Source organism: Pseudomonas sp. SMSB3, assembly GCF_052041965.1.
Lineage (GTDB): Bacteria > Pseudomonadota > Gammaproteobacteria > Pseudomonadales > Pseudomonadaceae > Aquipseudomonas.
Map to the genome: position 1 here is coordinate 23,568 of NZ_JBKGGV010000019.1, position 14,059 is coordinate 37,626.

Sequence of the window (14,059 nt, forward strand, 5' to 3'; positions counted from 1 at the left end):
AGCCAAAAAATAGGTATCCAATCTTTTTAAACATTATTACTCCATTCGGAGATGTCTTGGATGCTCTGTTTCATATAGTCGGGTTTTTGGTTCATTAGAGAGTGATAATTCTGCGCGATTTCCGTGATGAAATTCATGCGGTCGCCTTTGTTATACAGCTGACCCTCGGTCATGACAATGTCGTACTCTGGATTGTTGGTCTCGCAGTGAGTGCTAAGCGCAGCGAGACGCCGAGGAACACCTATGTGGCCTTCCATGACTGATTGACTTCTCAGTAAAGCCTTGAAGTCCAAGCTTTCATAAATCAAAGGCTGCAGTATCATGAGCTGCTCATGCCTCGCGATAGCCAAAAGGGATTCATATTGCGTGTCGCGCCGCAACTTGCTCAGTGGTAGATTTTCAGTTTCAGAAATGAAATTGAAACCATCGGCCAGGTCGGGAGTGACTTTAAAATAATTGATTGTAGGCAGGGCATCATCTACCCAGGGCAGTTCTTTGAATGCATTTCTGAAGCATTCCGGATAAGTATTCCAGTCCCGTTTATCCTTGCATTCCATGAATTCATCTGGAAAGTTAATGTAAAACCAGTGCCATACAAATATATCTTGAAACAACCAAAAGTTTCCTTTGCCCAAATGGCTTTTGGTTCTGTCGAAAAAAGGGATGGCAACCCCCGTGTAGCGCCACTTGCTTAAGCTAGAGTAATCGAGCGCGCACATAACCTGTTTGCTGGCAAATGCTGCTAGCCCAGTCCAGTAAAACCGCCCTTGCAGTTCCGGTTTGCCGTTTTGCTCTAGCTCAAGATAAATACGTGCGTAATTACCGGCAATTCGTTCAGCCCGAATACTGAAGTCTTTGATCAGCTCGAAGCGTGCTGTCTGCTTAAACTCGACACGCGTTTTAATCGATAGTCGCCTTACAGCTTCCTGCTGCCCGAGCGACCATCCATCCTCGCACTCAAGGCCCAGTCGATTGACTGAGCAAGGCTTTTCATTAAACTCGAAATCTTGTTTCATGACTTTATTCTCGGTACAAATTTTTCAGCACCCGCTGGTACTACAAACTCATCTGGCATGAGCCTGACCTTTGCGGCACTTGGGGTTTCACTGAAGAAGCGAGGCGTATTGCCGTCCTGATCAGTGAAATACACTCTTTTCCCCTTGCCGGGTATATTTACTTCGAGTGCCACATTGTTCAGCGGCACTCCGGATCCGGTTATTAATTTGTTCTGCTCGTCATACATGCCAGAGTCAGGACCGGTGGGTAGCTCCTTGAACGAGTGCTCCATGCTGGCCGGCCCATCCAGCGTTTTCTTCGCCCCTTTGATGTCGATGGTCCCCGGCGCATGCACCTCGATGTTGCTGCCCTTGATGCGGATATAGGCACCACCGCTGGTAAGCAGGATTTCTTTCTGCGCCGACATTTCGATCAACTGTTCTAGCGACGTGAGCTTCATACTCTGCAGCGCAGTCAGTTCCATGGCATCACTTTGTGCCTCCAGTTCGACCTTGCCCTTGGCGGCAAACAGCTTGGCCCCGGCATTCTGCGCAAACAGGCTGATGCTTTGCACCACGCTGGCCAGCAATGACTTGCCGCTGGCAATACTGACGTCCTCACCGGTACTCACGGTCAGGTGCTTGCCACTGTGCAGATGGGTGTTCTGCGGGGTGGCGGTGGCGATATCGGCTGGGGAGGAGGCGATCAGCAGTGGCTTCTGGTACCCCGGCGTCTCGCCGCGACCGCCGCTACGGATGGCCCAGGCGGTGTCGCCGCCGTTGCGTTGCTGCTCGCTCGGGCCCTGGCTCGGGCTGCTGTTGTCGCTGCCGTAGGTGACGTCGGCGTCGGCGTTGAGCTGGGTCAGGCTGTCGAGGCCGGCTTGGAGAGCGTCGGCGTTGTGCTGTTTGGCCGTGTCGGAGAGGGTCTTGAGCCGCTGCTCGCTGTTCTGCAACTGCTGCTGGGCTTCGCTGATATCAAGCTGCGCGCCCTGGGCGTTGCTGCGTTTCCAGGTGCTCAGGTACAGGCCCTGCTGGGCGCGCAGGGCGCCATAGGCGTCGGTGCGCAGCTCGAAGCCGGTGCCGCGCAGGGCGCCGCGGTGGTTGCCGCGCTGGTCGATCAGGTAGCCGAGGTTGAGCTGGGTGTGGCCGTGGCTGCTGTGCAGCTGGGTGCGCACCTGGCCGGTGGAATCGTCCATCACCCACTGGTTGAAGCCGCCGCCGCCGATTTCCTTGCTCTTGTAGCCGCTCATCAAACCGCTGGAGTGCCAGGCCGGTTTGTGGCCGCCGTACACCTGGCCCATGATCAGCGGGCGGTCGATGTCGTTGTCGAGGAAGGTGACCACCACTTCTTCGCCGGCGCGTGGCACGTGCACGCTGCCCCAATCCGGGCCGCTGCTCGGTTGCAGCATGCGGAGCCAGCAGGAACTCAGTTCACCGTCCTGGCTGAGGCGGTCCCAGTGGAAGCGTACGCAGACGCGGTTGAGGGTGTCGGTGAACAGTGCGGAATGTATAGTAGCTTCGCCAATCGCGGTCATATCACTCCGAAAGAGGTTTGAAGCTCTGTAATAATTCATCCCAGAATGCCAACGCTTCCTCAGTCGACTCAAAGTTGCTTCCACTTTCGTGAGTGCCTAATTCAATTGCAATGTAAGGGCGCGTATTGGACTCCGATGTGCCATCGTATTCAAACTGGAAGGCATAAAAGGTTTTGCCATCTATGACAGCGCTAACTGCGACCTCTTCTCCATCGATGCCACCGGCAGTGCGTTTGTTCTTTCGAAGGGTTTGTAAACGGCCATTATTTGACAGCTCTCCTACTGCCGGATCATATTCCTTTTTCTCAAATTGTTCGAGCAGGCTGGGCTCTTTCTCAATGATGCTCTTTGTAAGAAGGCTTACATAGTTACCTGAGTGCCCCTTGATTTGTGCGCCCATGTATATGGATTCGAAAAACTGATCATCTGGAAGCATAGAGTAACCCGCTTCCAATGCGAATGCACCATGCGGTGGTTCCGCATTAGGGTGTCTGAAATAAATGGTATTGCTTAGCTTTCGAATGTTTTCAACTGCTTCAGGCACTCCGTTAGGTGTAACACGTTTTATCATCATGTGGTACAGCGTATTTTTACTGGTGAGCAAGTAAGCATTAAAGGTGTAAAGAGTGCTGAGGCGCGAAAGCAAAAGAACGCTTCCGTTGTCGAGCTGAATTGTTTTTTCGTATTTGCTGCTTGTCCCGCGAGCCACTCCTTTATCTAGATCATCAATAAGCTGTTGAGTGAGGATGGGCAGTTGAGATTTTCCATTCTTGCTTACCAACTCAATTTTTTCATCAAAAATTTTGTAGTCAGCAGCAATTTCCGACCCTTGCGGCAGCGATAATTGAAAGCGGCCGAAGTAGTGTGTAGTCCAGTTGTTGCCAAGCATGGCGGCCTCTCTTGGTATATTGGTGGCTGCGAGAAGGGAGTAAGATGCGCATGTTAATATTACAGCAAGTAAAAATTGGGTGGCTATCATTCTGGATCCCTTTGTTACCGAAAAGTCAAATGCTATTTTAGATTCTAACCAAGCTGTACAAGGTGGCAAATTGCGTTCGGCCAGCCTTGTCAGTATAAGCATTTTGGTGGCCGTAGCCAGCCGTGTTGTTGAACGCCCCTACTTTGCAGTAATGGTTGATTAGTCCGCCATTTTGTCCATGAGCGAATGCACCCTGCACACCTGGTTTACCTCGAGGTGCGCTAGATGAAAATGCTGGAACCGTACCGTCGCCAGGGTAGTAACCAGGACCAATACTCCATCTTGTCCCAGAACGTCATAGCTTCATCGTCACTTGTAGATGTCTAAGGTGCTTAGCTCAAGGACAAAATAAGGCCCTAGGCTATTTTCCGGTGTGTCTAGGGGCTCTATCCGGAAGGACGGAAAATAGCCAATTGCGGCGACACTAAAGCTCATTCAATATTTGAGCTGCCAAAATGTTTCTAGATAATTCATGTGCGTTCCAGAGATGCGACAATGTTATCCCAAAAAAGAAGGGCCTCTTCGTCGCTTTCAAACCCCGGACCGCCTTCTACAGTACTCAATTCCAAAACTGTATATGGCTCTAGGCTAGACTCAGGTGTGCCGGGATACTCCAAACGAAACGAATACGATATTTTGCCATCGGCAGTCGATTTAAGCAGTACTTCTTCGAATTGAAGGCCGCTAACGGTTTTTTTTGATTTTCAAATCAGCGTTGTTCGTGAGAGAACACTGTTCAGAAGAGGTGTGATTACGCCCGAGCGTCTTTTTTCGTAACGTGAAATGAGTCCTTCTTCAGGTGCGCCGATCACTTGCGTGTCAAATGTCAAGCGGATTCCGGGCTTGGATGTAACAGGTAAACCTATAGACACTTGTTCAGGGAATTTATCCAGCGGGAAATTCATATAGCCGGCTTCTATAGAAAAAGTGCCAGCCGGTGGTTTTGCAGCAGGCACTCGGAAATGAATGCTGGCGTTTATTTCAACCACAACCGACATGGCTTTCTTGTATGAGTCAAGATCAATAAATTCCACTCGCTGCTTGTACAAGGTATTATTGTCGGTGAGATAAAATATATCAAAGGTATAATCGGTAGACTTTGAAACAACGACAGCTCCGCCGCCATCTAATTGTACTGTTTCGGCATAGGCCGGGTATCCAGCTTTGTGAAGTTTATTTATTTCGCTGATGGTGCTACTTATTCTTTTGTCAAGTTCGTGCTTGCCATTTTTGCTGATTAGCTCGATTTTCTTTTCGCCGATTTTATAAGCTGACCATACCTTAGGGTCTGTGCTCGGTGCTTCAAAGCTAAATCGTCCAAAGTAAAATCTTGTGTTTGTTTCGGCCATTGAGCGTGCTCCTGCGCTAAATACAAAAACTAGTATGGCGGCTAAAAATACAACTGGCTTGAAGTAGGGCTGACGCTTACAGTTTGATTTGTACATTTTTTGATATTCTCACTATGCTATACAAAGTGGCATAAAGAGTTCGGCGATCTGGATCGTTATAAGCACTTTGGTGATCGTAGCCTGGCGTGTTGTTGTACATGTCGGTTTCACAGACGTCCGGGTGTTAGGTTGAGTTTTTCCCATGGGCGAAAGCAGCTTTAACTTGATAGAAGTCTCTTAAGTTCTCAGATAAAACAGCATCGCTGCCGAGGTAGCCCACGCATTCGACCAGGGAATGTGGCGTGGCCTGGTAGCCGTCGTTGCGGAATAGGGCGAGCCTGGCGGCAGCCCACTGGTTCCGAAGGCGCGGGCGCGTCGGTTCTGCAGTGCATTGGGAGCCAATAAAATGGTCATCTGCAGCAGGTAACCCGTTTGAGAAAATGGGGTGCCATACGTCCGGTACATGACAACGTAGACTATAGCCGTTTGATGCTGTTTACTAAGCTATCCCAGAACTCGATGGCATCTCCGTCAGTATTGAAAGTCTTACCCTCATCCAGAGTACTCAGTTCCAGAACCGTGTAGGGCTCTCTGCTCGATTTCGGTGTGCCTGGATATTCTAGACGGAATGAATAGAAGGTTCGATCGCTAGACTTGGTCTTCAGCATAAGCTCTTCAAATGGCAGTCCAGCAACTGTTCTTTGGGCTTTTCTCAAAACACTGGAGTTCGTCAGAATATTTTGTAGCATTGGCGTTACAACCCCTGATGTACGCTGCTTGTAACGTTTTAACAATCCAGGCTCTGGTTTTCGTATCACTTGCGTATCGAAAATTACATGAATTCCTGGCGCTGTGGAAATGGGCAGGCCTATTGAAACTTGCTCAGGGTACTTGTTGGAGGGAAGAGTTAGATAGCCAGCATCTACAGCAAATGTTCCTTCGGGAGGACTGGATTCTGGGTGGCGGTAATGAATCATTGAGTTTAGGTGTTTCACGAGTGCTACAGCTTTATCGAAAGCGGGTATTGAAATGGATTCCACAACTTGACGATAAAGCGTATTTCTGGAGGTTAGATAGTATATATCAAAATCATAATTTGTCGATTTGGATACTACAATGAAACCTCCTCCATCGAGCGGGATTTTCTGATCAAATCCTTTGTACCCTGCTTTGTGAAGCCTATTGATTTCAGCAATGGACTCGTCTACTTTTACATTGATGTCTCGCAAGCCGCTTTTACTTATGTACTGTAAATCTTTGTGGATTATTTTATATGAAGCCCAAATGCCTGACCCATCCGTGGGAGCCGAAATGGAGTATCTGCCAAAGTAAAAAGTCTTTTTTTGACTATTCATGTCTAGTGCTCCGCTTTCGGCGGTTGTTGAGATAAATATTGCGACAGTACCAAATGCTTTTAGAGCGCGCGTTAAGCTTTGGTGGATGTTAAATTTCAACATGGGCAGAGATTCTCACTAAGCTGTGTAGTGTGACACATAACGTTCGGTCGTCATGATCGTTACATGTTTTTGGTGCTCACATTTATTTGAGCCTGTCGCTGGGTTGCTTATCTTACAACATGCAATGTCGGTGCTAACCACAAGTGAAACTTAATCCGATGTAACAGTGCGTGGCATTGGCATAAACGTCAGCGCTTTTCACGGAACTGGTTATAGAGTGCAGAGTTACAAGCCCAGCTGACTTGTTGTCAAACACGCATTGTGTTTAAGTCGGATGCTGCTAAATAGATGGAGCCGGAGCGATGGAGAATGCCATGAATATAAAATTGAAGCTATATGCCTAAATTATGCTGCGGGTGCGAAGAGACATGCATTATAGTGCACGCCGCAGCTTAGTTGCCGAACTATATCCGCTGTAAGCTCTCTACCACATCATCCCAGAACTTGACAGCTTGTTCGTCGCTTTCAAATCCGGGGCCGCCATCAACTGTGCTAAGTTCAAGAACTGTATAAGGCTCTAGACTGAGTTCAGGGGTGCCTGAAAATTCCAGTCGGAAAGCATAAACGTTCCTCCCTTCAGTGGCGGTTTTTATTAGTAGCTCCTCAAAATTCAATCCGGCAACTTTTCTTCCGCCTTTCCTGATGACGCTTGAGCTTGCTAGAAGATTTTTTAGAAGAGTCAAAGCGCCCGTCGACCGCTCCTTAAATCTAGTCAAAAGTCCGGGCTCGGGCTTTCCAATCACTTGCGTATCAAAAGTCAAGTGAATGCCCGGAACTGAGGATACCGGTAATCCGATTGAGACTTTCTCATCGAATTTGTCCACCGGCAAATCCATATATCCGGCTTCTAGCGCAAAGGCGCGGCTCGGTGGCCGCTCCGAGGGATTCCGATGGTGGATGAGACTATTCAGTTCTTTAGCTCTAGCGACTGCTTTGTCAAAAGCGCTCACCGGTATGGATTCGACTGTTTGGCGATAAAGTGTATTTTTTTCTGTTAAGTAGTAAATGTGAAAACTGTATTTATGACCTTTGGATACTACAATTGCCCCTCCGCCGTCAAGCGGAAGTGTATGATCGTATTCATCGATATAACCAGCATTATGCTTGCGAGTTATTGTGGCGATTGTTTCTGCAGTGCTTTTAGGGAGATCGCGCCTGCCATTTTTGCTGATGAACTCAATTTTCTTCTTCACTACCTCATACGATGACCATATATCGCTTCCGTTAGTGGGAATCGCAATCGAATATCGCCCGAAGTAAAAGGTCTTTTTGTCAGTTGTCATATTCTTGGCTCCGGCTTCAGGCGCACCTCCTATGGCTACAGGTACGCCATTCAGTTCAAGTAATGCGCCATCAAAAACGGCGTCTTTTGGCAAAGAAATTCCGAACCGACCTACTCGGACCATTTTTGTTGGATTTTTAGTTGAGGCCATCGCTGTTGATGCACCTCTTGCAACAGTGATGGTCAGTGAGGCAATCAATGAAGTACAGCCAATCACAAGTGCAACTGCACTCGTTAAAATAGTACGAGACATTAACATAGATTTTTAACGCCTTTCTCGATACTGATTGTAGAATGCGGAGCTATTATCGCTGCTGGCTTTTTGTTATATGAGCATTGCGTTCGAAGCTGGAGAGTGCTGCTGAAAGTTTTATGTGGTCCGTCACAGCGGCGGTAGATTGCGAACGCATTGTGCCGTCAGCCGAATCATCCTGCTAGGCCATCGCCTCATGATAGACTCATCTGCTTGTCCAAGCCTGAATCAAAGTTATTCTTCAGCCAGCTCTAAGGGGGGCTGGTGTTCGTCAACGGTGCAGGGCTGCGAGCACCTGTCCGGCATGGATCTGGATATCGGTCGGAGTTAGAGCCATACGCAAACGCACCTTAAATATCGCAACCTGACAGAGTGACTACCTGTCACAGATTGTGCATAGTCACTCTATATGGTCTTTCTTTATTCCGAGAGAGGTTTGAAATTGGCTAGCATGCGATCCCAGAATGCTAATGCCTCATCGTCAGACGAAAAGTTACTTCCTTCTTCGTGTGTGCCAAGTTCAATGGCCACGTAAGGTCGGGTATTTGATTCCAGCGTTCCTTCGTACTCGAACTGGAATGCATAAAATTGCTTGCCATCGATCGATGTGCTAATCGCGACTTCTTCACCGTTTAAGTCGCCAATGCTCCGCTTTTGTTTTCGCAATGTTCGCATCCGGCCCGAGTTGGCCAGTTCATTTAAGGAGCTGTCATACTCATGATTATCAAATCGCTGCAGAAGAGTTGGTTCTTTCTCTAGGATGCCTTTGGTCAGAAGACTTATATAGGTGCCCGGGTGTCCGGAAATTTGGGCGCCCATATAGATGGACTCAAAGAATTTGTCATTGGGGAGTGTGGTATAGCCGGCTTCAATGGCAAAACCGCCCGGCGGAGGGGCCTCATTGGGGTGGCGGAAGAAAATTGTATTGCTCAACAGGCGCATTTTTTCAATGCCGCCAGGTATGCTTTTTTCGGTAATCGTTTTTGCCATCAGGTGATAGAGTGTATTTTTATTTGAAAGTAGGTATGCATTGAATGTGTAGAACTCACCAAGCCGAGACAGAAGCAGCATGCTGCCGTTGTCTAAAGGCACTGTTTTTTCGTAACGACTGCTGGTGCCTCGAGCAATACCTTTTTTGAGTTCTTCTGTTTTTTGATTTACTAAGGTCGGCAGGTTGGCGCGTCCGTTTTTACTGACCAGTACAAGATTTTCGTTGAAAATTTTATAGTCTGCCGAAATCTTCGAGCCTTTCGGTAGGGTGATCTCGAAACGGCCAAAATAATGGGTAGTCCAGTTTGTATCGTCCATGGCATTGCCTTCAATTTTGTTTGCGGCCGCAACGGATATGTTGAGTAACCAAAGGGCAAATAGCGTTAGAGAAGCTTTATACATACTGCGCATTTACTGCTCCTTGGGCACCGTTCGCCGATCTGTGCAGATAGGCGAACTAAGCTATACAGTGTCGCAAATCGAGTGCGCCCAACCTTGTCAGTATAGCCATCTTGATGGCCGTAACCGGTTGACTGATTGAATATTCCTGTCTTGCAGTATTGGTTTAACGCCCCGCTGTTCTGACCATGCGCGACGGCGCCCTTAACCCCCGGCTTTCCACGTGGAGACGAAGAGGAAAAAGCAGGCACCGTTCCGTCGCCAGGGTAATAGCCCGGGCCAATTTCGAGTGTGTACAATCCATTGAGTTCCACTTGCGCATCGAGATTGTCACCGCTCAGTTTTGCATTCTTTGCGTCGAGACCTTTCAAGTTTTTTGAGCCCCACTCAATAGTACCCCAAGTATAAAGCTTCGGAGATTTTGACTCGGCAGCGCACCAGCGCTGCACGAAGTTGGCGTCGGTTTCGTTGAACTGGGTGACGTAGGACAGCGGCGCATACTCGCGGCGCAGGTCGAGGCGGTAGTTGCCCTTGGCTTGTTCGTACTGGCTGAACACCGACTCGAGGATGGCGGGCAGGGTCTTGTCCTGCCAGATGCGGCAGTCGCTGCGGTACTCGAGCAGGCTGAACCAGGGCGCGAACACCAGCTGCCAGTCGTGCAGGCCGCCGTCGCTGCCCAGGTAACGCACGCTCTCGACCAGGCCTTGGCGTGGGGCCTGGCTGCCGTCGTCGCAGAGCAGGGCGAGGCTGACGGGCTGGCCGATGAGTTTTTCCGGGTCGTACTCGGTGTCCTGCACCAGCACGTCGAGGGTGAAGCGCGGGGTGCGGCCAATGCGCTCGACGCCGTGGGCGCGCAGGGCCTGCAGCTGGTCGGCACCCATTGGGGTGGTCAGTTGCAGCAGGCGGCCGCTTTGCGAAAGCGGGGTGCCGAAGGCCAGGTTCATGACACGGGAACAGCCGCAAATTTCAACTCAGAGGAAGAAGAGCAATAAGCGCAACAGTCAATTGTAGCAGCAGTATAATTTTCAACCATCTTGGCTTTCGCACGCAGAAGAAATAGATTGCATTAAGTATGAGGGTTAGGAGATTTGTGACCCATAAGGAAAATAGTGCGAAAATTTTCTGATATCCTCCTATGCCAGGCATAGTGCCATGGCTCGGTCCGGTTAATAAAAAGAGGGAAAGAATCGAGCCGGCGATAACAAGCCCTATGCTGATGGTTCCTAAGTAGCGCGTCTTTGGGGACGTAGAAGTCATTGGCAATTTTCTCTTTGCGTAGTTGGCATGATGCAATAGGCGCTCTGTCGCTCGGTTATCCCGAAAATCATCGCACTCATGCCGAATCCCCTGTAACAGACCAGAGACTCTATGGTTTAGACGAAAACTAGTGTGGGGCGAGGGAGTTGAGAGCGTCATCCCAGATATTCATAAATTCTTCATCATCAATCAAATTCGCTTCCTTTGGATGAGGGAATCCTGTGCCATTCTTCGGCGGTTGTTTGGTCGTGTAGCTGTAATCCAAATCGAAACGAATTTCAGGCTTGTCATCGCTATTAGGCTCGCCTGGATAATACCAAACGGCATTAATCTCGGTCAGATATCCCTCTCCGGATTTTTCTGTGCTTGCTTCAATTATCTCCTCACCTGGAAGATTGTTGATAGTCCGCTTAGTGTTGCGATAGGTGCGGTGCTGGTACTCCGATTTCATCATCCATGCGGCCCCGTCGGTCGGTGCAAAGCCGCTATTGTTTCTTTGAGATAAATATTGATTGGCCACACCGCCATATTGTTTGGATGTGAATTTCGCCCTCAAGTCAGGATGCTCTGCGAATTTAAAGTCTACATAAACACCTTCGTTGCCGGTCTGATGAGTCAAGCAGCCACTCACGTAGCAGATGCCTTGTTGATTATCAATGGTGCTGGTGCTGAGCGGTATTGAATTAAGAATTATGCTTATTTGTTTTTCCTTATTGAGCGTGCTGTCGTTGCCAAGTACAAATTTCATGTTGTTGAACCACTGGTATGCCAGCGTGGAGTACACTATTTTGTTAATCGGCTCGCCGTCGAGTCCTTCGCCGGTAATTCGAGTATGGTCGTACTTAAAGATCACGGCTCCATCTTCTAATAGCTCCTTGGTTGCCTTATGTTCTACATTGCCGAGATTTCGCTCTTCGATGGTAATCCAGTTTTTTTTTGCCTCTCGCTCCACACGGGCCTTTATGTAGCCTGGTGTAATGGCTACAGGCACGCCATTTAGTTCGAGTAATGCTCCATCAAATACGGCGTCGTTCGGCAAATCAATACTGAACCGACCTACCCGGACCATTTTTGTAAGATTTTTAGTTGGTTCCATCGCTGTTAGTGCTCCTCTTGCAATAGGGATAGTCAATGGGACAGTCAATAAAGCACCGCCGATCACAAGTGCAACTGTACCCGAGAGTGCGGTACGAGGCATTAGCATAGGGTTTTAGCGTCCTTGGCGAGGCTGATGATCGAGTGGAGCGTAATCGCGCGAGCCGACTTGTCATTGTAAGAAGCGCTGTGCTCAAAGCCAGAAAGACGAGCTGAAAATTTGATATGGTCCGTCACAGCGGCAGCAGAGTGCGAAGGCACTGTGCCATCACCGGTGTCATCCTGCGAGGCCATCGTCGCATGATAGGCATCCCCGCTATATTCAGCACCTATGACTGCGGGACCATGCAGCGGCTGGTAGGCAATCTTGCCGGCCGTTTGCGGGTTATTGAGTGTCAGATAATTGATTCTGTTATCTGTAATCAGCTTCAGGTGTGGCGTCGCCTCTTTTGACGATGTAGGAGAAAATTGGCCTGTCATATTTCTAAATGCTTTAAGCACCCAGTCAATCTTGTTCCAGGCGGGGAATTTACTGTCAGATCCAAAATGCGCATACGTTTGAGGGTAGTAGTAAGTTCCCAATGCAGCATGGAAGTTCTGAGCCATTTTCAGGTTTTTTAAATATAAATTCCAGCCTTCTTCAAGTCCCTCTCGATTTTGCGCGCGAGGTTCTACCAAGCGTGGGTCGCAAAGACGCCACCAAGCAGTAGTCTTCGAATAAATTTCATCGTAGGGGTTGGACGTCCGAGGTAGTGACATCAAGATGGGGCCGTCTTTTTTTTCCCAGCGGACATTCAGCCAACCGTTGCCGTAGAGTTGATTTGGGAGCAACTGTAAAGGACCTGGGGCGCCGAAGACCGGGGTGACCTCATCAGCATTTGCGCCTATCGCCAATCGCCCTGTGAAATCCTCCCAACCGGCTCTCACGCGCCGATATGCTGTGCCTGCACCAATAGCAGGCTGTACGCCGTGGACAACCCCCAGTATATTTTGTGGATGTTTTTGCGCGCAGCGCCTCCCTACAAGACCACCCATTGAGTGAGTAACGAGGATGACATTATCGCACTTCAACTTCAGTCGCGAGTTGCAATCGTTGAGAACATATTGAATGTAATGAGCCAGTTCATCAGCCGATTCCTCGTTGCTTTTCAACCAATTATAACCGCACGCATATACTGGATAACTCCATGAGGAGGCTTTCTTGTAGGCATCCAAGTCTAGCGCTTCATAACCCTTGATTGACTGAATGCTGCCCTCAAACGCAAGCATGGCACCTTTAATCCGCGGTTTTGTTTTACCATCATCATGATAAAGGCTTCTGAGCTCTGTTTCGAGAAAGCTTAAGATTGGTCCATAGCCACCAAGGTCGCTCAAAAGAACCGAACCCCATCCCCGTCTTTCGATCTCATCCTTGGGCAATGGGCATGTTTTCAAATCGAACCCAGAGAAATCCGCTTCTCCTATTTCCCTAGGAACTTTTGTTTGTTCTGGGTCTAGCAGGGTCTTCTTTTCTGCTGGGCTGAGACGATTGAATCCTCCAATGACGCTTAATATTCCCATCCATCCCAAACTGTCAGGGAACCAGCTCCATCGCCCCTTTAATTTTTTTACAAGATTCTTGTTGTTCTTTCCTGTCGCGAGTAGCGGTGTACCCATGATCCCAGGTACGAAAACGACAGGTATTGCCTGTCTTGGACTTATGTATAATAGGTTGTCTGAACAACCCTGACGCTCCAGCGGCGCTGATGCCTGTTCACGCCCGTCAGGCCCTATCTGAATTTGGAGTGTGGTTTCTCTCTGGTCCATGCGGCACCTTTGCTTATTCAATAATCTTGAAGAGGTATTTGCCCAGCATGTCGCTTTTTTGCTGTTGGGCGCGTCCGTCGGCATCCGTTATTCCGCTGATAATGCTACCGTCCTCTCGATGAATTTCATATTTCACATTACGTGCCACTTCACCGTTTTGATATTTAAGTGCTATGCGTTTTTCAAAGTTTGCATCAGGCATATCATTGTAACTGTGTGATAAACTTGTAGGACCACTGAAGGTCTTCTTCGCCCCTTTGACATCAATCGTGCCCGGCGCATGGATTTCGATGTTGCCGCCCTTGATGCGGATGTAACCGCCACCGCTGGTCAACAGGATCCCGTCCTTGGCAGCGATTTCGATACCGGCAGCTGTGGAGCTGAGCTTCATGTTCTGCAGTGATGTGAGCAGCATCTCATCGTTCTGCGCCTGTAATTCCACCTTGCCCTTGGCGGCAAACAACTTGGCTCCCGCGTTCTGCGCAAACAGGCTGATGCTCTGCACCACGCTGGCCAGCAATGACTTGCCGCTGGCAATACTGACGTCCTCACCGGTACTCACGGTCAGGTGCTTGCCACTGTGCAGATGGGTGTTCTGCGGGGTGGCGGTGGCGATATCGGCT

At 49.1% G+C, this 14,059-nt stretch carries 10 protein-coding genes and 3 pseudogenes; 1 reads left to right on the top strand and 12 read right to left on the bottom strand.

The genetic code is table 11. The features are described 5' to 3' along the window. Positions 1 to 26: 26 nt before the first annotated feature. The 3 genes and pseudogenes from ACLEJW_RS21970 to ACLEJW_RS21980 form a co-directional block, all read right to left on the bottom strand. A complete protein-coding gene (locus ACLEJW_RS21970) occupies positions 27 to 1,016 on the bottom strand; it encodes a DUF2515 family protein (protein WP_440778249.1) in 990 nt (329 codons plus the stop codon). Continuing rightward, positions 1,013 to 2,494 (bottom strand): annotated as a pseudogene (locus ACLEJW_RS21975) (DUF2345 domain-containing protein); the annotation flags it as partial. The gene ACLEJW_RS21970 and the pseudogene ACLEJW_RS21975, both read right to left, overlap by 4 nt. Positions 2,495 to 2,531: 37 nt before the next feature. Then, on the bottom strand, positions 2,532 to 3,419 hold the full coding sequence (locus ACLEJW_RS21980) for a T6SS immunity protein Tli4 family protein (RefSeq protein ID WP_440778250.1): 888 nt from the start codon (positions 3,417 to 3,419) through the stop codon (positions 2,532 to 2,534). 79 nt (positions 3,420 to 3,498) lie between these two features. Between ACLEJW_RS21980 and ACLEJW_RS21985 the strand changes: the two genes are divergently transcribed. Next, entirely contained in the window at positions 3,499 to 3,672 is a 174-nt protein-coding gene (locus tag ACLEJW_RS21985; RefSeq protein WP_440778251.1) for a hypothetical protein, read from the top strand. A gap of 307 nt (positions 3,673 to 3,979) precedes the next feature. Here ACLEJW_RS21985 and ACLEJW_RS21990 read toward each other — a convergent pair. The 9 genes and pseudogenes from ACLEJW_RS21990 to ACLEJW_RS22030 form a co-directional block, all read right to left on the bottom strand. After that, positions 3,980 to 4,198 (bottom strand): annotated as a pseudogene (locus tag ACLEJW_RS21990) (T6SS immunity protein Tli4 family protein); the annotation flags it as partial. A gap of 15 nt (positions 4,199 to 4,213) precedes the next feature. Continuing rightward, positions 4,214 to 4,858 (bottom strand): hypothetical protein, encoded by a 645-nt coding sequence (locus ACLEJW_RS21995; RefSeq protein ID WP_440778252.1) that lies wholly within the window; start codon positions 4,856 to 4,858, stop codon positions 4,214 to 4,216. A 515-nt stretch (positions 4,859 to 5,373) separates the two neighbouring features. After that, positions 5,374 to 6,354, bottom strand: a complete 981-nt coding sequence (locus ACLEJW_RS22000) for a T6SS immunity protein Tli4 family protein (protein ID WP_440778253.1) — start codon at positions 6,352 to 6,354, stop codon at positions 5,374 to 5,376. 404 nt (positions 6,355 to 6,758) lie between these two features. Further along, positions 6,759 to 7,889, bottom strand: coding sequence for a T6SS immunity protein Tli4 family protein (locus tag ACLEJW_RS22005; RefSeq protein WP_440778254.1), 1,131 nt, complete (start codon positions 7,887 to 7,889; stop codon positions 6,759 to 6,761). Between the two features lie 420 nt (positions 7,890 to 8,309). Next, positions 8,310 to 9,290 (bottom strand): T6SS immunity protein Tli4 family protein, encoded by a 981-nt coding sequence (locus ACLEJW_RS22010; RefSeq protein WP_440778255.1) that lies wholly within the window; start codon positions 9,288 to 9,290, stop codon positions 8,310 to 8,312. Between the two features lie 413 nt (positions 9,291 to 9,703). Then, positions 9,704 to 10,222, bottom strand: a pseudogene (locus ACLEJW_RS22015) (contractile injection system protein, VgrG/Pvc8 family); the annotation flags it as partial. Between the two features lie 440 nt (positions 10,223 to 10,662). After that, positions 10,663 to 11,739 (bottom strand): T6SS immunity protein Tli4 family protein, encoded by a 1,077-nt coding sequence (locus tag ACLEJW_RS22020; protein ID WP_440778256.1) that lies wholly within the window; start codon positions 11,737 to 11,739, stop codon positions 10,663 to 10,665. Beyond that, positions 11,733 to 13,436, bottom strand: coding sequence for an alpha/beta fold hydrolase (locus tag ACLEJW_RS22025; RefSeq protein ID WP_440778257.1), 1,704 nt, complete (start codon positions 13,434 to 13,436; stop codon positions 11,733 to 11,735). Before ACLEJW_RS22025 ends, ACLEJW_RS22020 begins: the two co-directional genes overlap by 7 nt. Before the next feature lie 13 nt (positions 13,437 to 13,449). After that, the coding region (locus ACLEJW_RS22030; protein ID WP_440778258.1) for a DUF2345 domain-containing protein at positions 13,450 to 14,059 on the bottom strand (610 nt) is incomplete at its 5' end.